14 protein-coding genes are annotated in these 20,302 nt (G+C 66.7%); all 14 read left to right on the top strand.

The features are described 5' to 3' along the window. Window position 1 precedes the first annotated feature (1 nt). The 14 genes from BRADO_RS20430 (at window position 2) to BRADO_RS20365 (ending at window position 20,284) form a co-directional block, all read left to right on the top strand. Window positions 2-940 carry a hypothetical protein gene (locus tag BRADO_RS20430; protein ID WP_157872589.1) on the top strand — a complete coding sequence of 313 codons (939 nt, stop codon included), beginning with the start codon at window positions 2-4 and terminating at the stop codon, window positions 938-940. Further along, a complete protein-coding gene (locus tag BRADO_RS20425; protein WP_011927247.1) occupies window positions 937-2,184 on the top strand; it encodes a DUF4255 domain-containing protein in 1,248 nt (415 codons plus the stop codon). Before BRADO_RS20430 ends, BRADO_RS20425 begins: the two co-directional genes overlap by 4 nt. After that, entirely contained in the window at window positions 2,181-4,172 is a 1,992-nt protein-coding gene (locus BRADO_RS20420; protein ID WP_011927246.1) for an ATP-binding protein, read from the top strand. Before BRADO_RS20425 ends, BRADO_RS20420 begins: the two co-directional genes overlap by 4 nt. A 1-nt stretch (window position 4,173) precedes the next feature. After that, on the top strand, window positions 4,174-4,539 hold the full coding sequence (locus tag BRADO_RS20415; RefSeq protein WP_041756766.1) for a hypothetical protein: 366 nt from the start codon (window positions 4,174-4,176) through the stop codon (window positions 4,537-4,539). After that, a complete protein-coding gene (locus tag BRADO_RS33345) occupies window positions 4,536-9,593 on the top strand; it encodes a DUF4157 domain-containing protein (protein WP_083794928.1) in 5,058 nt (1,685 codons plus the stop codon). Before BRADO_RS20415 ends, BRADO_RS33345 begins: the two co-directional genes overlap by 4 nt. Window positions 9,594-9,693: 100 nt before the next feature. Then, entirely contained in the window at window positions 9,694-10,347 is a 654-nt protein-coding gene (locus BRADO_RS20405) for a hypothetical protein (protein ID WP_011927244.1), read from the top strand. 140 nt (window positions 10,348-10,487) lie between these two features. Beyond that, on the top strand, window positions 10,488-10,790 hold the full coding sequence (locus BRADO_RS20400) for a hypothetical protein (RefSeq protein ID WP_011927243.1): 303 nt from the start codon (window positions 10,488-10,490) through the stop codon (window positions 10,788-10,790). A 32-nt stretch (window positions 10,791-10,822) separates the two neighbouring features. After that, a complete protein-coding gene (locus tag BRADO_RS20395) occupies window positions 10,823-11,965 on the top strand; it encodes a hypothetical protein (RefSeq protein WP_011927242.1) in 1,143 nt (380 codons plus the stop codon). Then, entirely contained in the window at window positions 11,962-12,444 is a 483-nt protein-coding gene (locus BRADO_RS20390) for a phage baseplate assembly protein V (RefSeq protein ID WP_011927241.1), read from the top strand. Before BRADO_RS20395 ends, BRADO_RS20390 begins: the two co-directional genes overlap by 4 nt. After that, a complete protein-coding gene (locus BRADO_RS20385; RefSeq protein WP_197535369.1) occupies window positions 12,441-12,764 on the top strand; it encodes a hypothetical protein in 324 nt (107 codons plus the stop codon). Before BRADO_RS20390 ends, BRADO_RS20385 begins: the two co-directional genes overlap by 4 nt. Then, entirely contained in the window at window positions 12,761-13,126 is a 366-nt protein-coding gene (locus BRADO_RS20380) for a GPW/gp25 family protein (protein ID WP_011927239.1), read from the top strand. The genes BRADO_RS20385 and BRADO_RS20380 overlap by 4 nt, the downstream gene beginning before the upstream one ends. Beyond that, entirely contained in the window at window positions 13,123-15,606 is a 2,484-nt protein-coding gene (locus BRADO_RS20375; RefSeq protein WP_011927238.1) for a putative baseplate assembly protein, read from the top strand. Before BRADO_RS20380 ends, BRADO_RS20375 begins: the two co-directional genes overlap by 4 nt. Then, a complete protein-coding gene (locus BRADO_RS20370) occupies window positions 15,603-18,260 on the top strand; it encodes a putative baseplate assembly protein (protein WP_041756762.1) in 2,658 nt (885 codons plus the stop codon). The genes BRADO_RS20375 and BRADO_RS20370 overlap by 4 nt, the downstream gene beginning before the upstream one ends. Then, complete coding sequence (locus tag BRADO_RS20365; RefSeq protein WP_011927236.1) at window positions 18,257-20,284, top strand: hypothetical protein; 2,028 nt, start codon at window positions 18,257-18,259, stop codon at window positions 20,282-20,284. The genes BRADO_RS20370 and BRADO_RS20365 overlap by 4 nt, the downstream gene beginning before the upstream one ends. The last annotated feature ends 18 nt before the right edge of the window (window positions 20,285-20,302 follow it).

Raw genomic sequence — 20,302 nt, 5'->3', positions numbered from 1 at the left:
CATGGAATCACTGGTCGAACGCAGCGTGCGCACGGCTCTCCGGGTCGAACCGCCGGCGGGGCGTTCGGTCGATACGACAGAGGCGGAGGGCGCGCGCGGCGCGAGCCCACCGACGCTGCCGCCCGGTGTCGTCCGGCCGCGGCGTCGCAGCCGCCATGAGCCGCGTCCGCAGGGAGCCCGGTTCGACCTCGAAACGATCGAGGATCTGCTGGAGCGCTGGCCCTCGCCGTCATCCGGCGCCGCCGAGCCGGTCGCACCGGTGCCGAGGGACGAAGAGGCGATGACCGCTGAGGCTCCGCGGCGCACGCCTGCCGTGCACCGCTGGCTGGCTGGCCGCGATGCTGCCCCTTCAGCCCGCCGCCTCGCCGATGCTCCCCAGCCTCGTCTGCCGAGCGAGGCCGATGCGTCGCTGGCGGCAGCCTCGACTGCGACGTCGGCGACGGCATCGTCCGCGCCGACGCCGCGCGACGATGAGGTGCCGCCGGTCCTGCCGGCGTCCAGAGACCGCAGCCCGCAAGCAAGGCCGTATCCAGACCGGTCTGCCGATGCCGCGGCCTCCGTGAGGCCGGCGATCGCAGGACAGCAGATCGCGCAAGAGACGGCGCCGCTGCGCCGGCCCGATCCGCCGCGTACGCATGCGGCCGTGACGATGTCGCCGCAGCGCCAAGAGTCGTCCACGACGGCGCGACCCTCGCAGCCCGGTACGCTGGAGCGAGCCGCTGGGTTGCGCCCGACGGCCGCTCCGTCGCGTGAGCCCGGTGCCACGCGACAGCCGCCGACCATGCCGCAGCAGCCATCCATGCCGCGGGTCGAAATCACGATCGGGCGCGTCGAGGTGCGTGCCGTCTATGCTCCGCCGGCCGTCGCCGAGCGAAAGCCGAGCGCGCGGCCGATGACGTCGCTCGATGACTATCTCAAGCAGCGTGACAAAGCCGGATGAGTGATTTCCGCGCCATCGCAACCGTCACCGCGACGCTGCAGCGGGCGCTGCAGGCGGCGATCCAGGCCGACATCGCCGGCGCCACCGTCTCGACGGTGCGCCCGGCCGAGGGCACCAACACCCATCTGCCGACTGCGGGCGTGAACATCTATCTCTATCAGGTCAGCCAGAATCCGCATCGCAGTAATCTCGATCTCCCGACGCGGCGCTCGGAGGGAGGCCTCGTGCAGCGCCCGCAGATCGCCCTCGATCTGCATTATCTGCTCAGCTTCTATGGTGACGACCTGACCCTCGAACCGCAGCGTCTGATGGGCAGCACGCTAGCGTTCCTGCACAGCCAGCCAATGATCACCCGGGCGCAGATCGAGGCCGTGGTGGCGGATGCGTCCAAGGCGTTTCTCGCACAATCCGATCTCGCCCGGCAGCCGGAGCTGGTGCGATTCACGCCGCTGACCATGTCGCTCGAGGAGCTGTCGCGGCTGTGGTCGGTTCTGCTTCAGGTGCAATATGTTCTGTCGGTCGCCTACAAGGCCTCGGTGGTGCTGGTCGAGCGCCAGCTCAAGCCGCAACCGGCGCTGCCGACGCGCGCTTTTAACCTCGCCGCCGTTCCGTTGCGCCAGCCCTTCATTCGTCAAGTCGTGGCCGACGCGGGCGAAGGCGTTCCGATCCGTCCGGGTGATCCCGTGCGCATTGCCGGGGTCGATCTGCAGGGGCAGGCGACCCAGGTGCTGGTTGACCAGGCGCAGGTCGCTCTCACGGACATCAGCAGCGATCACATCACCATCAACGTCCCGGCCATGCTCAGTGCCGGTCCCCATCGCGCGCAGGTCGTGCAAGGCGTCAGGTTCGATCCGGCGGGCACGCCGCGCATGGCCGTCCGGTCCAATCTCGGCACCTTCGTCGTTCATCCTGCGATCACCCAGACGGCCGGCAAACCCGACATCGCCATCACCAATGTGCAGGGCGCGGGCGCCGCTCCGCGCTCCGCCTCGGTGACCGTCGGCGTGTCGCCACCTGTCGGCGCGGATCAGCTCGCGACGCTCGAACTGCTGCAGCAGCAGGAGACGATCTACACGTTCGCCGCCTTGACCCCGCGCGCCGCTCCGGCGGCCCAGCTGACCTTTCCGGTCAGCGGCGTCGCGGCCGGCGACTATCTGGTCCGCGTTCGCATCGACGGCGCCGAGAGCGCGTTGCAGCTCGATCCCAATCGCGTGCCGATCGGCCCCAAAGGAACGGTTCCATGACGGTCCATGGTCATGATTGGGTGATGCAGAACCAGGCCTACCTCACCGCGATGCTGGCGCGGGTGCGGCAGGCGCTGCAGCTGCATCTGCAAATGCCAGCGGCGAATGGCGCAGGCCCGGGCCGCGACGCGCTGCCGGCCCCCGATCCCGCGGCGGGAGCCGCGCTCGAGATCCTGGTCGAGCGCTTCCGGTTGACGCCGTTCGAGCGCGACCTGCTGGTGCTGTGCGCGGGCGTCGAGCTCGATTCTTCCTTCGCCGCGCTGTGCCGCGAGGCGGCAGGGCGCAGCAATCCGACCTTCAGCATGGCGCTTGCGGCGTTGCCGGACAGTCACTGGAGTGCGATCACGCCAAGCGGTCCGCTGCGCTATTGGAAGATGATCGAGGCGGGGCCGAGCGACAACCTGGTCAGCGCGCCGCTGCGGATCGACGAGCGCATCCTGCATTTCCTCGCCGGAGTATCCTATACCGACGAGCGGCTGCAGTCGGCGACGCGGCCGCACCGGCCGTCCGAAGCGGGGCTGTTGGCCGCGCATCGTGTCGTTGCCGACCGCATCGTCGCGCTGTGGACCGCCGCCGACACGCGAGGCGACGCCCTTCCGGCGATCCAGCTCGTCGGCGAGGATGATGCAGGCCTGACCGAGCTCGCGGCGGCCGCGTTCGCGCTGCGCGGGCTCGACATGCGCGTCATCCGCGGCCACGAGATCCCGCGCCTTTCGGCCGAGCGCGAGCTGTTGACGCGTTTGTGGCAGCGCGAGGCTGCGCTGGCCGGAAGCGGTCTGCTGATCGTACTCGACGACAGCGAACAGGACGAGGGCGAGCGAGCGATTGCGGCCTTCGTGGAGCGCGCCGATGTGGCGCTGCTGCTGGCCGGGCGCGAGCCGCTGCGGCTGGCGGGACATGCGCTGCCGCGGTTCGACGTGAAGAAGCCGGACCGGACGGACCAGGCGGCGCTGTGGCGCCATGCCCTGGGCGCTGATGAGAAGCGAGATTCCGGCGAGGACGGCACCGAGGTGGACGTCACGCTGCAGGCCTGCATCGACCGGCTGGTCAATCAGTTCCACCTCGGCGCCGCGGCGATCGTGAACATCAGCGCGATGCGGGCGCGCGGCGCTGAGCCGATGACCACCGCTGACGTCGCTGCATTGTGGGAGACCTGCCGCGCCCAGGCGCGTAGCCGGCTCGACGACCTGGCGCAGCGTGTGGAGACATCCGCGACCTGGGACGACCTCGTGCTGCCACCCTTCCAGAAACAGATCCTGCGCGACATTGTCGTCAATGTGCGGCAGCGCTCGCGGGTGCATGACCTCTGGGGCTTCGCAGCCAAGAGCAGCCGCGGTCTTGGGATCTCGGCGCTATTTGCCGGGCCCAGCGGCACCGGCAAGACCCTGGCCGCCGAGATCATGGCGAACGAGCTGCGGCTGGATCTGTATCGGATCGATCTCAGCCAGATCGTCAGCAAATATATCGGCGAGACGGAGAAGAACCTGCGCCGCGTGTTCGATGCGGCCGAGACCGCCGGCGCCGTGCTGTTGTTCGACGAGGCGGATGCCCTGTTCGGCAAGCGCAGCGAGGTCAAGGACAGTCACGACCGCTACGCCAACATCGAGGTGAGCTATCTGTTGCAGCGGATGGAAGCCTATCGAGGCCTGGCCATCCTCACGACCAACATGAAACAGGCGCTGGATCCCGCCTTCATGCGCCGCATCCGCTTCGTCGTGCAGTTCCCATTCCCCGATTTTGCCGAGCGCGCCGAAATCTGGCGGCGCGTCTTCCCGTCGACGACGCCCATGGCGGCACTGAACGTCGACAGCCTTGCGCGCTTGAACGTCTCGGGCGGCAACATCCGCAACATCGCGCTCGGGGCCGCCTTCGTCGCGGCCGACGAGGACCGGCCGGTGACGATGGCGCATCTGCTGCGCGCAGCCCGCGCCGAATATGCCAAGCTGGAGCGGCCGTTGACGGACAGCGAGATCGGAGGCTGGAGCTGACGTGACGGAGCTGCGGGCCAGCGAGAGACCGGGTTGCACGCTCCGCATTGGCGAGCTCGTGCTGCACGGCTTTGCGGGGATCGACCGCCATGCGGTGGCGGACGCGATGCAACGCGAGCTCGGCCGGCTGCTCGCCGGCGCCGAGGCCTGGCGGTCGCTCGCCGCAAGCGGGCGGCCTGCGGACGGCCACCGCCTCGACGTCGGCCAGGTCAGCGTGGCGGCCGATGCCTCGCCCGAAGCGGTGGGCATCCAGATCGCCCGGGCCATCCATGGCGGGTTGACGCCGAGCGCTGCCGGGTCGCGCCCGGTACGGTCCGGCAGGCCACAGGTGCTGCCGATGCCGCCGGGACCAGGGGGGCCGCGATGAGCAAGCGCGCCAGCCTGTCTGTGCCAGCCTCCGCCGATCGTGCGGCAAGAGAGAGCAACCGCGTCAGGCAGCATGGCGCCTCGCGGTCCCATGCCGAAGGCGCGGTTGGGCGCGGGTGGTCGTCCCCGACGCCGTCGTTGCCGCCATCACGATTGCGGGTTGGCCCGGCCGACGATGTCCATGAGCGCGAGGCGGAGCGCGCCGAGCAGGCGGTCGGCGCGACACCTCTGCAATCGGCCGCAGGACTGTCACCATCGCCGCGGCGCATCCAGGCTCGGGCCGAGCAGGGCGCAACACCCCACGCGCCGGCTGGCGTCGATGAGCGGATCGCGGCGGCCGCGCCCGAGGGCCGCCCACTGCCGCCGGAGCAGCGGACCTTCTACGAGCAGCGCCTCGGTCACGACTTCAGCACCGTGCGTATTCACGCCGGTCCCGCCGCGGCCGAGGCGGCTTCGTCGGTTCGGGCGCAGGCCTTTACCCACGGCCAGAACATCTATTTCGGCCAGCACCACTTTCAGCCGAATGCGACCGCGGGCCAGAGACTGATCGCGCATGAACTGGCGCATACGGTCCAGCAGCGGCCCAACGTCATCGCGCGGCGGGCTCTGGATGGGGCAGGGCCGTCGGAGATGCCGCCAACCACGTCGCCCGAACAGGCCAAGACGCCGTCATCGGTGGACGTACAACCGTCGCTGACGACGGCCGACGACAGCGCTCCGGCGGCGGCAGCTCCGAGGGCGGAGACCGCTGTTTCGTCCGGGCAGGACGCGTCAAGCGATGCTACGATGAAATCCGCAGCCCGGATACAGGCGCTCGTCCGGACTGCCGAAGCCGATGCGGGTCAGGCGACGGCGGAGGCTGGCAAGGCACCTGACGAAGGCGAAGCCGAACAAACAGGCCAACGCAAGGGAGCGGCAGAGTCACCCGCGTCGGAGGCGATCATGGCGGCTCAGGCCGCTCAGGCAAGCTTCGAGGCTCAGCTTGCGAAGCTGGCGGAGCGCCGTAGCGCGGAGATCCGGTTTCGTGATGTTGAGCCTGGCAAGGTCGAGGATGGTGAGCGCCGGGCGCTCCGGCAACGCAGCCTGACGGCAGCCAACGCATTCCTGAAAGATGTGGGGACTCATGTCGAGGCGATCATCACGCCTGCGCGTGAGCTGACGGCACCTGTGTTGAGCGAACTCGGCGCATCCACTGCGGCAATCACGGCTGCTACCAAGTCGCAGTCGGACGTTTTGCACGGCTCCGCCGACGCATCCCGGCAAAAGGTCCGGGCGCAGACCGCGCAAGCGCGGGGCACGATCGTGCGCAAGCAGAAAGACGGTGACGCATCGACGTCGAAGACGGTTCAAGCCTCGCGGGATCAGGCCTCGAAAGCCAAGGATGGTGCGAACAAGGCGATCGACAAGCATGCCGATGCCGAGGCCAAGTCCATCAGGATGAGCTATCTAAAGGCCAAGCCGCCGATGCGCCGCGTCGGCGCAGAGGCTGGAGGCAATGCGACGGATGCGGCCGCTCGCAAATCGGCAGCGTTGTTGGGACAACGCAATGGCGAATCGACGCTGCTCGATGGCCCGCTACATGATGATCGGCTCGAGGCGGCGGCGGAAGCGGCCGTCCAGGTCGGCGACGAGTATGCCAAGAGCTTCCAGAAGTCGGCCGATGAGCAGGCCGACAAGCTCTCGGAGAGCAAGCCGGAGGTGCTTGGCAAGGTCACGGAGATTGCGGGACAGGCCAAGAGGGGCCTCGATGACCAGCTCAAGCAGGTGAATGACGGTGCCGACGCATTCGCCAAGAGTGCGTCGGCGCGTTCGGCGAAGCTCGCAGCCGATCTAGGCTTGGCTGCAGGCCGCAGCGGCAAGCAGACCGCTGAAGCCATCGACGCTGCCGAGGCCCAGCAGGCCGGCGAACTGGTCGCCTTCAGCGCCACGCAGGTGAAAGCCCTCGATCATTCCGTTGCAACGGGTCTGTCCGAAATGGCGGATGGTGTTGCCCAGACGACCGACGGGCTGATCGACTCGATGGGCGAATTCATAACCTCCGCCGCTACGATGAATCCGCCGGACCCAGACGAACTTTCGTCGTCGCTTGCCGAAATCAGCGGACAGACCGCGGCATCAGCGGGCAGCATGGGCGGCAAGATCCAGACCATCGGTCCGGCGCTCGTCCAGTCGATCGCGACCGGTCGTGATCAGTCGGTGCACATGGCGGCTCAGGTGGGTGCGAATGCAATCAAGGCTATCGATGGCACCCGAGAGTCGTTCGTCAAAGGTGCCGTGGCGTTGAATCAGCAGACGGTCACCGGATACGACAAGCTCGGCAAGGCGGACGAAAAGTCGGCAAAGGATGTCGGCACCCAGGCTGAGACCGGTTTTGCGGACGCTGCGCGCACCACGGGCGAGAACTTCAAGGCGTTTGGAGACAAGGTCGAGGAAAACTTTGCGCTGGGGCGGGCCCAGATGCTGGCAAGCCTCTGGGGCAGCGGGAGCAAAGCGCAGCTCGACGCCGACATGGACAAATACGGCAAGGAGGCGGCCGACAAGGTCCAGCCGCGTTGGAAGAAGGTCCTGAAGTGGGCGATCACCATCATCGTCATCATCGCGGTGATCGCGATCACCGTCGCCACCGCGGGGGCTCTCGGTCCGGTCGGTGTCGTTCTTCTGGGAGCCGCGCTCGGTGCCGCAGCCGGTGCCGTCACGACCATCGCCAATAACCTAATCGACGGCAAGAAATGGAGTGATGGCGTTGTCAAAGCGATGATCGTCGGCGCGATCGGTGGGGCGGTCGGTGGCGCCGGTGGCGTGATCCTGAAGGGCGTCGGCTCGATTGCGCTCAAGATTGGATTGGAGTTTGCGATCAACGTCGCCGGCGGCGTCCTCGCAGAGGCAGTCGGCAGTCTCGCGGTGGGAGAAACTATCAATTGGACCAGCGCTCTGATGGGGGCGCTGATCGGAGCCGGAATTGGCGCCGGGTTGGGCATCGCGGGCGCTCTGAAGGGAAAGATCCGGCTCACCCCGGTGGGTGACATCGCGCCGCCGCCCCAAGTGAAGCCGCAGGTCGAAGTGCCGCCGCAGCCGTCTGGTCGTGTGCGCGGCCTGCTCGAGCAGGCCAAGATCCTTGCGCCGCGTCCCGGAAGCGTTCCAGAGGTTGCCCCCGGCGTGGCGCCGAAGGACATCGCAGGCGTGGAGCCGAAGATCTCTGCCCCGGACGTATCACAGCCGGCTCCCGCCAATGGGGTTGAGCCCGGGCCTTCGCCTACGGCGGCAGCTGAGCCTCCGGCCGTCGTACCCGAGCCCGCTGCGCTGCGGACTCCAGCAGCCGCACCCGATCAGGTCACGCCGGCCGCTTCCGCCGAGCCGGCGCCGGGCATCTCGCGACCGGAGCCGGCAGGTCCGCCCTCGCAGCCGGAGCCCAGCCTTTCCCCAGACTCGGTCAAGCGGCCCATCGCCGGTGGACGACAGCAACTGCCGGCTGCAACCGGCGAGCCGGGCGCGGTCGCGACCGAGCCCCCGGCTAGCACCGCCCCGGACAATGTGTACGATCTCGATGCCGCGAGGCGTGCGCGCGCTGCGGCGATGGAGAAGGCCGCCCGGCAGGCTGAGCCGCGCATCAAGCCCGATGTCGCGGCGAAGCCAAAGCCGTCAGGGCCGCCGGTGCAGGCCGAGCCACGGGTTGCGCCAAGCCATGAAGGCGTCGCCGCGGAAGCGGGCACACCAGATAATCTGCGTCCCATCAGTTCGGCCCGACGCGCACGCGCGGCTGCTGCAGCGCAATCTGCCCCGCAGGCCGAGCCGCAGCGGCAACAACTTCCGGTGGCTGCAGGCGGAGAAGGAAGAGTAGTCGAACCTGCGGATCTTGGTGGCGGCCCAAACACTGCCGCTGACAAAGGCTCGGCGTTGGACATTCGAGCCTCGGCTAATCCCGGAGGGCGAGCTGAAGGAGCGCGGTCGTCGCGCGGGGGAACTGCCGCACGTTCTGTAGGACAAGGCGCCGAACTAACGTCGCAGCCAATACGGGGCGGCGGCTCGCGCTCGGGACGCGGAGCGTCCGGAGCAGAGCGGGTCGGTCCGCCTGCCGTTGAAGCGGACGCAACAGTCAGGCAGTCAGCGCCCAGCAAGTCCGTAGATCCTGCGAAGACGGCGGATCCGAACACGGGGACACCAGAGTCACAAGCTGCAGCGCCTGAACCACGCGAGCCGGATTTGCCCAAGACCGCATCGTCGAAACCAGAAACGCAAACTGCGGTGCCGAGTGATGCCGCTCCGACCGCCGCCAAGGACCCGCTGGTTGCGGTCAAGATCAGAGGCAACAACAAGGGTGAATATTGGTCGGAAGGATCGTCGAATTTTAAGAAGAACGCCGGCTCCGCGACCAGGCCACCTAACAAGGATTACGTAGTTCTGCCCAAGAGCCAAGCGGATGCCCTTGGTTTTCAGCCGAAGGGAACGCCTTTCAAGTCGACCATCGAGCCGCGGATGTCAGGTGGAAAGCAGATCGAATCGTCAGGCGCCGGGCGCGAGACTCATCCGATAACGGCGCGCACGACGCGTAAGCCGCCCGGCGCGGGTAGTTCGCCCGATCCATTGGAAATGCCAAATGCCGATCCATCTGCGCAGCACGCGTTCCCGCGAACCATCGGGGCTGATGTTGCTCAGGCGCACGGTTACAACGGGCTGCTCGACGCCGGAGAGCTGGGCGTCTTACGACCCGGCAATGTGAGCACTGGCGGTGTCGATTCAATCACCGCGACGGTCGAGGGGGGCAAGGCCAAGATCTATCTCAACGACTTCACGTCTCCTGGGACTTCAAAGCCGGCCAAGCCGACGCACGGCGATTGGGCGAAGACCCTCGACGCCGCAGCCAAGCAAGGACGGCTCAGTTTCGGCGATCCGGACATCGAGCAGGCAATTCAGCAGGCCGTCAAGGATGGTGAGGTCTACGTTCGTACGGTCGAAGTCAGCCTACCCGAAGTTGCTACACCCGGATCAGGTCCCAAAAACGGTATCGCAGCTCCATCGATCAAGCTAGGGGCACCAACCAAGGTCACGCGCCCATGAAGAGGTTGGCGAAGCTCGCGGTCGAACAATCGATAGGCGCGACCATGTCCAATCCGAGGAAAAAGCATCACGTGTTCGCTTCGACAGAGAATCGACTCAAATGACCTCCTCGCCCCTGGCTCCCCGCATCCTCAAAGGCGCGCTCGTCTCGGTGAGCGCGACCAGTCTCATCCCGTCGGTGATCGTCTTTCAGTACAATCCGGACACGCTGACGCGCTCGATCAAGCCGCGGGCGCCGGGTGGCGATGGCGCGCGGTCGGAGGCGATGCGGCTCACCGGGCCGCCCGAGGAGACGATCAAGGTCGACATCGAGATCGACGCCGTCGATCAGCTCGAAAGGAGCGACGGCATCGCCACCAGCCTCGGCATCTATCCGCAGCTGTCGGCGCTGGAAATGCTGACCTATCCGTCGAGCGCGACGGTCATCGCCAACACCGTGCTGCTGGCGGCCGGCACCATCGAGATCGTGCCGGCCGATGCGCCGCTGACGCTGTTCATCTGGGGCGCCAAGCGCATCCTGCCGGTGCGCATCAGCGATTTCAGCATCACCGAGGAAGCCCACGACCAGGCGCTCAACCCGATCCGGGCCAAGGTCGGGCTGGGGCTACGCGTGCTCGGCTACAATGATCTGTCGATCACCAATCCCGGCTACTACGTCTTCATGGCGCATCAGGTGGTCAAGGAGACGTTGAGCATCGTCGGGACGATCAGTGATCTGACCGCGGTGGCGGGCGGAAATGTCAGGATCCTCTAGATCGGGATTCTCGGGTTCATGTCGTGTTCGGGGCTGATCCTCTTGAAGTGCCCAAGTGACGTTAAATGCCCAAGTGACTTTTCCGGATCAGGCTCTCGGACCACCACGTCGCGTGAAAGACGATCAGTGCAGGAGGGGTCATGTTCGATCATGCCAGTCGCTACGCCAATATCGGGACCACCACGATGATGCTCCCGGACGGTCGCATGGTGTCCTATGTGCGGCGTCGTTTCCTGCCGCGGGGAGGCCAGATGGCGCTGCTCGCAGAAGTGCAGGTCGCGGCGGGCGAGCGCATCGACCTGATCAGCAATCGCACCCTCGGCGATCCGCTGGCGTTCTGGCGAATCTGCGACGCCAACGACGCGATGGATCCGCAGGCGATGGTGGCGGAGGTGGCGGCGGACGCCAACCGCCTGCTGCGCATCCCACTTCCGCAAGGCTGAGTCTCCGGAGATCACGACACAGAGGGACGAGAATGCTGCTCGGCGTCAATCTCACCTTGCTGATCGGTCCCACGGTGCCGCTGCCGGCAACGCCGGACATTGCGGAGGCGCTGCAGAGCGTGTCCGTGACAGAGAACGACGAGGGACGATCGGGTTTTCAGCTCGTGCTGCAGGTCGGCCGGGCCGGCCCGACCGATCTGCTCGATTACGCGCTGCTGCTCAATCCGCTGCTTCGTCCGTTCAATCGCGTCATCCTGATGGTCTTGTTCAATGCGATGCCGAAGGTGCTGATCGATGGCCTGATCACAAATCAGCAATTCTCGCCGGGCAACGCGCCAGGCACGGGAACCCTGACCTTGACCGGCGAGGATGTCTCGCTCGCGATGGATATGACCAAGAAACGCGCCGAGTGGCCGGCGATGAGCGAGATGGTCATCGCCAACCTGATCATCGCAAGCTACGTTCAATATGGGCTGGTCCCGCTGGTGATGCCGCCGCCCTCGATCGACCAGCCGCTGCCGATCGAGCGAACGCCGGTACAGCAGGGCACCGATCTCGACTACCTCAAGACGATGGCGCAGCGCTTCGGCTTCGTTTTCTACGTCGAACCGGGTCCGGCGCTGGGCATCAATTTCGCCTATTGGGGACCGCCGAAGCGGATCGGACTGCCGCAGCGGGCGCTGACGGTCAGTCCGGGGCCCGAGACCAATGTCGACAACATCAACTTCACGTACAATGCGATGGCGCCGACCATCGTCGACGATGTCGTGCAGGACCGGCTGACCAACAGCAGCATGCCGGTGATGACCTTCGTCAGCCAGCGGCCGCCGCTGGCGGCGATGCCCGCGCTGCCGTTCCAACTGCCGAACGTGCGCACCAGCTTGCTGGAGCAGAGCCCCGGCCTCTCGATCGTCCAGGCCTATGCGCAGGCCCAGGCCGTCACCGACAAGTCCGTGGACAGTGTCGTCACCGCCCAGGGCGAGCTCGATGCGCTGCGCTATGGCGATGTGCTGAAGCCGCGCGGCATCGTTGGCCTGCGCGGCGCCGGCTTCACGCATGATGGTCTCTACTACGTCAAGAGCGTCAGCCACACGATCAGTCGCGGACAGTTCAAGCAGCGCTTCAGCCTGACCCGCGAGGGCACCGGCGCCATCACGCCGGTGGTCGTCCCATGAGTCAGTATTTCGGAAAATACCGCGGCACCGTCGCCAACAACATCGATCCGATGATGATGGGACGGGTCCAGGTCAAGGTGCCCTCGGTGCTCGGCTCGGGCCAGCTCAGCTGGGCCATGCCGTGCGTGCCTTATGCAGGTGCGGGGGTCGGCTTCTTTGCCATCCCGCCGAAGGACGCCAACGTCTGGGTCGAGTTCGAGGGCGGCAACACCGACCACCCGATCTGGAGCGGCTGCTTCTGGGGCGTCGGCGAATTGCCGTCGGAAGCACTGCTGCCGCAGGTGAAGGTGCTCAAGACCGACACCGCGACCCTGACCTTGAGCGATGTACCGGGCACCGGCGGCATCACGATCGAGACCAAGAGCGGCAAGAAGATCAAGATGGACATGATGGCGATCGAGATCACCGACGGCAAATGGAGCATCAAGCTCGAAGCCGCCAGCGTCACGATCAATGGCGGCGCATTGGAGGTGACATGATGCCAGGCTTCATGCTCGATATCTCATCGACGGTGAATTGCGCCCATCTGCCCGGCAAGGCGCTGCCGGCCACGCCATTCCCGCGCGTCAAGATTCTCAAGCAGCCGATCGTGGTGCAGACGGCGCAATACACCGTCACCGGATGCGCGCTGACGGGCTCGCCCAATCCGCCCTGCGCGACCGCGCAATGGACCAGCGGCGCGCTGCGCGTCAAGGCCTTGGGCACGCCGGTGCTGCTGCAGGACAGCCAGTCCACCTGTGTGCCCACGGGCACGCCGCTGACCGTCATGGTGGTGCAAACGAGGGTGAAGGCCAAATGACCAGCCTCGCTTATCCCTACCAGTTCGACGGCACCGGCGGCACCGCCGCGACTACGCTCGACGATCACATCCGCGACCTGATCGAGCAGACCCTGTTCACCTCACCCGGCGAACGTGTCAACCGGCCGACTTTCGGCACAGGCGTGATGCAGCTGGTCTTCGCCCCCAACAGCGACGCCCTGTCGGCGGCGACCCAGTTCCTGGTGCAGGGCGCATTACAGCAATGGCTCGGCGACCTGATCCATGTCGAGGGCGTCGCGGTCGAGAGCCAGGACGCCGCGCTCCGGGTGACCGTGCAATACCTCGTACGCCGCACGCAGCAGCGGCAGAGCGTCCAGTTCTCCAAGGACATCCAGCCATGAGGCCGTATTTCTGTTGCGATGATGTCAGGCGCAATGCGGTCAGGGCGTCGGCCAATCTCAATGGCATCGATTTTCTGGAGGTCGTCGACAGCGATGCGGCGACGCCGGCCGACCGGCAACGCGTGCTGCGGCTCGCCTTCGTCAAGGCGCCGCCGCCGGGACTGACGCCGGCCAATGTGGTGATCACGGGCGGCGAACGCATCCGCAATGTCGCGGCGGACAAGGTCGGCTATGAGGGCAACGCCGTCGTCATCCACCTCAACGCCTATGGTGATTATTCGCCGTATCGGCTGCAACTGGTCGGCGCCACCGGCAGCAGCTTCGATCCCAAGACGCTGGATCCAATCCTGTCGGGAATCGATTTCGCATTCAAGGTGGAGTGCCCGAGCGAGTTCGATTGCGGTGCGCCGCCGGACCCGGCCGCGGCGCCCGCGGCGAGGGGTCCTGATATCGACTACCTCACCAAGGACTACACCGGATATCGGCAGCTGATGCTCGATCGCCTGACAGCGCTCAGCCCGCAATGGACGGAGCGCAATCCGGCCGATCTCGGCGTCGCCCTGGTGGAGACCCTGGCCTTCGTCGCAGATCAATTGAGCTATCGACAGGATGCGGTGGCGACCGAGGCCTATCTCGCCACGGCGCGGCGGCGGGTCTCGGTCAGGCGTCACGCCCGGCTCGTCGACTACATCATGCATGACGGGATCAACGCGCGCGCCTTCGTACATATCGGCGTGTCCGCCGATCTGACGGTGCCGAAAGCGACGAAGCTGCTGACCGGGATGAGCGGACAGCCGGTTCGCGCATCGGCCGTTTCGATGGCGGCGCCCGGCGTGCAGCGCGGCGTCGAGACATTCGAGACCATGGCGGACACGAAGCTGTTCGCCGCGCACAACATCCTGCCGTTCTATACTTGGGGCAGCGGCCGATGCGTGCTGCCGACGGGGGCAACCCGCGCCGCCTTGAAGGGACGCTTCCCGAGCCTGCAGCCCGGCATGGTCCTGGTGTTCGAGGAAATCGCCGGGCGGCGCACGGGTCTGGCCCAGGATGCGGATCCGTTGCAGCGCCATCTCGTGCAACTCACCAAGGTCACCGCGACGAGCGATCCGATCGGCGGCGCCTTCGATCAGCCGCCGACGACCCAATCGGTCGATGTCACCGAGATCGAATGGGCATCGGAGGACGCGCTGCCATGCGCGCTCTGGATTAGTGCCCAGGCGGCTCAGCCTGATGGCAGCACGAAGCCGGTCGTAGTCGCAACCGCGCGCGGCAACATGGTGTTGGCGGATCACGGCGCGACGCTGCCGGGGGCGGAGGACCTCGGCAAGGTCCCGGAATCGCGGCTGAGCTATCTGCCGCAACCCGCAACACCCTGTGATATTGCCGACGCGCGGCCGCTGCCGCCGCGGTTCCGGCCGCGATTGAAGGAGACTGCGCTGATTCATGTCCCGCCCTATGATGCTGCGCGCCCTCCGACATCGGCCCGTGCCGCGTTGAATCCGTCGATCGGCGACGCGATTCCGCAGATCAGCCTGACGAGCAACGACGGTGTCCGACAGGCCGTGTGGAAGCCGCAGCGCGACCTGCTCAACAGCGAGCCGGATGAACGTCATTTCGTCGTCGAGACGGAGACCGACGGAACGGCATGGGTGCGGTTCGGCGACGACACCCATGGCAGCCGCCCGATCGCCGGCACGGCCTTCAGCGCGACCTATCGGGTCGGCAATGCGCTGCGCGGCAATGTTGCGGCGGAGGCGATCTGTCAGGCCGTCATCAGCGATCCCGCGGTGCAGACCGTGCGCAATCCATTGCCGGCGCGTGGCGGCCGCGCGCCGGAGCAGATCGACGATGTCCGCCGCAAGGCTCCGTTTGCGTTCCGGACGCAGGCGCGCGCGGTCACGCCGGCCGATTATGAAGCACTGGCGGCGACCCATCCGAAGGTGCAGCGCGCTGCAGCCGTGCTGCGCTGGACCGGAAGCTGGATGACGGTGCTCCTGACCATCGACCGGCGCGGTGGTGAAGCGGTGGATGACACGTTCGAGTCCGAGATCCGCGCTTTCGTCGAGCCGTATCGTCTGACCGGTCACGACCTCGAAGTGAACGGGCCCGACTTCGTCGCGCTGGAGATCGCAGCGCGCGTCAGCGTCGCGGCCAATCACTTCCGGTCGGACGTGAAGGCGGACCTGTTGCGGCTGTTCGGCAACGGCGTGCTGCCTGACGGACGGCTTGCCGTGTTTCACCCCGACAATTTCACCTTCGGTCAGCCTGTCTATCTCAGCGCGCTCTATGCGGCCGCGCTCGGGGTCGACGGCGTCGCCGCGATCCAGATCACGACCTTTCAACGTCAAGGCCAGCCGAGCAGCGCGGCGCTGATGCGAGGACGGCTCGATCTCGGACGCTTCGAGATCGCGCGGCTGGACAACAATCCCGACTATCCCGAGCGCGGCGTGTTTCGTCTGACGATGGAGGGCGGCAAATGAGCAGCACATCGCGAGACGCTCACCCTCCGGAGTGTCCCTGCTGCGGCGAAAGCGCTGCAGCCCGAACGCCGGTCGAGATCTTCAATCGGCCCGGCTTGAAGGCGCTGAGCTACCGCGCCGGAACCTACCGGCAGTTCAAGGACACGATGCTGGGGCGCCTCGGCAGCAGCGCGGCAGGCCTGCGCAGCCGGCAGGATACCGACTTCTCCATTGCGCTGCTCGATGCCTTTGCCTGCACGGCGGACACGCTGACCTTCTATCAGGAGCGCATCGCCAATGAGTGCTATCTCTCGACGGCCACCGAGCGGCGCTCGTTGGTCGAGCTTGGGCGGTTGATCGATTACGAGCCGCGTCCCGGCGTGGCGGCAAATGCCCATCTCGCTTTCACGGTGGAAGACGCTCCCGGCGCGCCCGAGCATGCCGCATCGCCGGTTGCGATCGCGGCCGGCGTGAAGGTGCAGAGCATCCCGGGTCCTGGCGAACTGCCGAAGACGTTCGAGACCGTGGAGCCGATCGTCGCGCATCCCGAATGGAACGCGATGCGGCCGCAGCTCACCGAGCCGCAGCTCATCTCCACGGACATGCGCGCGGTGCTGCTGAAGGGGACCAGCAGCAGCCTCAAGCCGGGGGACCGCATTCTGATCGTCGAGAGCGAAGATCCGTCGCAGCGCATCGCACTCGAGGTCGTCACCGTGAAGGCGCAACCCGAGAGCGGCACGACCTCGGTGACCCTGGCTTACAACCCGCCGGAGCCCCGACGCTGGCGCTGGCCGCGACGGCCGATCCACGTCTTCGGGCCGGAGCTGATCAGCCTCACAACCCTGCAAGTCAACACCAACGTCATGAGCTATCGGTGGCGTCAGGCGGATCTCGACGCGTTCGCACGCGTGCAGGGTTGGTCCCACCGCGCCCTGATGCGGAACATCAGATGGCAGGTCGCGCATCGGATATTCCAGCCGGAGGCAGGTGTGTTCTCGTTTCGCGAGCGGGCCGGCATCTATGGTCATAATGCGCCGAAGCCCGGCGCCAACAATACGCCGGGACTGCCGGACGGCAAGACGCTGGCTGACGAGGCCGGTGCGAACATGGAGCGCGCGATCGATCTCGACCGCACCTACCCCGAGATCATCCCGGGAAGCTGGCTGCTGCTGAAGAGCCCGACCAGTGAGCACATCATTGAGCAGGTCGAGGACAGCCTCGAATTGTCACGCGCCGATTATGGCTTGAGCGGAAAAGTCACGCGCCTGCTGCTGAACTCGGATGACAGCTTTAGCGGGCTTGCGGTCCGCGAGACGACGGTGTTCGCCGGCAGCCAGCGACTCGATCTCGCGGAACTGCCGGTCGTCGACGACGTCGAGGGCAACCGCGTCACGCTCGAGACCGTCTATCTTGGACTTCAGGTCGGGCAGAATGTCGTCGTCACGGGTGAGCGCTCCGATCTGGCGGGGGTCGTCGACCACGAGGTGATGACCCTGGCCGAGGTCGAGTTCAGCGACGGACGCACCACCCTGGTGTTCTCGCAGGATCTGTCCGGAAGCTATCTGCGCGACACCGTGACCATCAATGCCAACGTCGCACGCGCCACGCATGGCGAGACGGTGCAGGAGACGCTGGGCGGCGGCAATGCTTCGCTCGCCAACCAGGCTTTCATGCTGCGGCAGCCGCCGGTCACCCATGTCAGCAGCAATTCGCCGACCGGGAGCAGTTCGACCCTGCAGGTCCGGGTCAATGACCTCGCCTGGCAGGAGGTGCCGAACCTGTTCAACCGTGCGCCCGAGGACCGCGTCTATGTCACGCAGATCGGCGACGACGGCTCGACGACGGTGCAGTTCGGGGACGGCATCAACGGCGCCCGTCCGCCCACCGGCCTCGACAATGTTCGCGCCACCTACCGCAAAGGCATCGGCAAGGGCGGCAACCTCGACGCCGGCAAGCTGAGCCTGTTGCTCACGCGGCCGGCCGGCGTGCGGAACGTGGTCAATCCGCTGCCCGCGAGCGGCGGCGCCGATCCCGAGACCGCCGACAGCATCCGGCGCAACGCGCCGCTGACGATCATGACGATGGACCGCATCGTCTCGCTGCAGGACTACGAGGATTTCGCACGCGCTTTCGCCGGCATCGAGAAGGCGATGGCGGTGCCTTGGGCCTCGACCGGGCAGGCGCCTGGCGTCTTCATCACGGTCGCAGGGCCGGACGGCGCCAGCGTCGATCCCGGCAGCCCGATCATGGTCAATCTGTTGGCCGCAATCCGGTCTGGCTCGGCGCCGCATGTGCCGCTCGAGGTGAGGTCCTATCGCAGGGCTTACTTCGAGGTCACCGCGACGATCATGGTCCAGGCCGACCATGAGACCGATCCGGTCGTCGCCGCCGTCGAGGCCGCGTTGCGCGTCAGCTTCTCCTTCGATGCGCGCGCGTTCGGCCAGCCGGTGATGTTGAGCGAAGTGATGGCGGTGATGCAGGCCGTGCCGGGCGTCATCGCGGTCGATGTCGATCAGCTCAGCCGCATCGACGATCATCATCGCCGCAGGGAGCTGCTGCCGCCGGCCGCGATTGCCGCCGCCACGGCGGAGATCCGGCGGGACGGCAGCCTGCTGGCGGCCGAGCTGCTGACGCTCGATCCGCGTCCGGTGCATCTCAGGGGAGAGCGGCGATGAGCTTCGACGCGCAGACGATCTATGACCTGCTCCCTGCGATCTATCGCACGCGTGATGCGGAGCAGGGTGGCGCGCTCCGACAGCTGATCGGTGTGATTGCCGAGCAGGTGGCGGTGCTCGAGGAGGACATCGAGCAGCTCTATGACAACCAGTTCATCGAGACCTGCGCCGACTGGGTCGTGCCCTATATCGGCGAGCTGATCGGCTATCGGCAGCTCTACGGCAGCACGCCGACAGTCCGGAGTCCGCGTGCGGAGGTTGCCGACACGATCCGGTTGCGGCGCAGCAAGGGCACCGCCGCCATGCTGGCGCAGCTGGCGCGCGATGTCACCGGCTGGGACGCCTGCACGGTCGAAATGTTCACCCGGCTGGCGACCACGCAGTTCCTCAACCATCCGCGCCTGGACAATATCGCGACGACGAGCGTCCGTGGTCCGCTGCAGCTGGAGCGTATCGACGGGCCGTTCGATGCCACGCCGCGTACGGTCGATGTGCGGCGGATCGCGTCCGATCGCGGACGCGTCAACATCGGAAATGTGGGAATTTTTCTGTGGCGGCTGCGCAGCTATCCGCTGACCGACACGCCTGCGTTCAAGCTCGATGACCGTCGCTATTTGTTCAATCCGCTTGGCGCGCCGGTCCGGCTGTTCCAGGCGCCGATGACCGACGATTTCGCCCAGGCCACGCCCTCGGCCGTCAATGCGCAGATGCCGCTCACCCGTCTTCAGGTCGACGCCGATCGGCTCGCCCGCAATGCCCGTCCGCCGTTCGCGCAGTTCTACGGCAACAATGCGAGCTTCGTCATCTCCGGCGTTGCGGCCGACGCGATCTCGATCTGCAACCTGTCGGACAAGTCCGACGGCAGCTGGGCGCACATGCCGGCGGCCGGCAAGGTCTCGATCGATCCGGTGCTCGGGCGGATCGCTTTCGGCACTGCTCCGGCGGCACCGCCCAACGTTTCGTTCCACTACGGATTCTCCGACGATCTCGGCGGCGGCGAATATGATCGGAGCGCGACCATCGATCCGGCCCTGCGGCCGCTCGTTGCAGCGCCCGCACAGGCCGCGGGGCTGCAGAGCGCGCTGGATGGCGTCAGCAATGGCGGCGCGGTCGAGATCGGCGGTAGCGGCCGCTATGCGGCGACGCCGCGCATCACGGTCACGGCTGCAAACAAGCGGGTCGAACTGCGCGCGGCCAACAAGGCACGGCCGTTGCTGGCGTTGGGCGGCGAGATGGTCATCACCGGCCAGGACGGATCGGAGGTGACGTTGAACGGCCTGGTGATCAGCGGCGCGGCGCTGCGGGTCAAGGCGACCAATGACGGCAGGAAGCTGAAGCTGCTGCGGCTGCGGCACTGCACGCTGGTGCCGGGCAATGATGTGCTGCCGAGCGGCGCGCCCCGGCTGCCGGACGGCGTCAGCCTCGTCGTCGAGACTGCGGACACCCGGATCGAGATCGAGCGCTGCATCGTCGGCGGGCTGCGGGTCGCAGCCGGTGCGCAGCTCGTCATCACCCACAGCATCGTCGATGCGACGCGTGACAGCGGGGTCGCAATCGCGGCCCCTGACAACGTATCCGGCGGCGCGGCGCTGCAGATCTCGAGCAGCACCGTGATCGGCAAGGTGCACACGGCGGAGTTGACGCTGGCGTCGAACACGATCTTCCAGGCTTCTCTTGCGCAGGGCGACGTCTGGCGCGCTCCGATCTGGGCTGACAGGCGACAGCAGGGCTGCGTGCGCTTCTGCTGGCTGCCCCTGGCCGCACGGGTGCCGCGCCGCCATCGCTGCCTGCCGACGGCAGATGCCGACCCGAGGCCGGCGTTCACGTCGTCCCGCTACGGCGACCCCGGTTACTGCCAACTCAGCCGGCGCACGCCGAGCGGCATTCGGCAGGGCGCGGACGACGGTTCGGAGATGGGCGTCTTCCATGACCTTTTCCAGTCGCAGCGCGAGACAAATCTGCGGCTCCGCCTCAGCGAATACGCGCGTTTTGATCAAGAAGTCGGATTCATATTCGTCACCTGAGTTGACGGGGGAGTGCCA

It is taken from the genome of Bradyrhizobium sp. ORS 278 (genome assembly GCF_000026145.1).
GTDB lineage: Bacteria > Pseudomonadota > Alphaproteobacteria > Rhizobiales > Xanthobacteraceae > Bradyrhizobium.
Note: the sequence above shows the minus strand (reverse complement) of the source record. Positions and strands in the feature narration are given on the sequence as shown.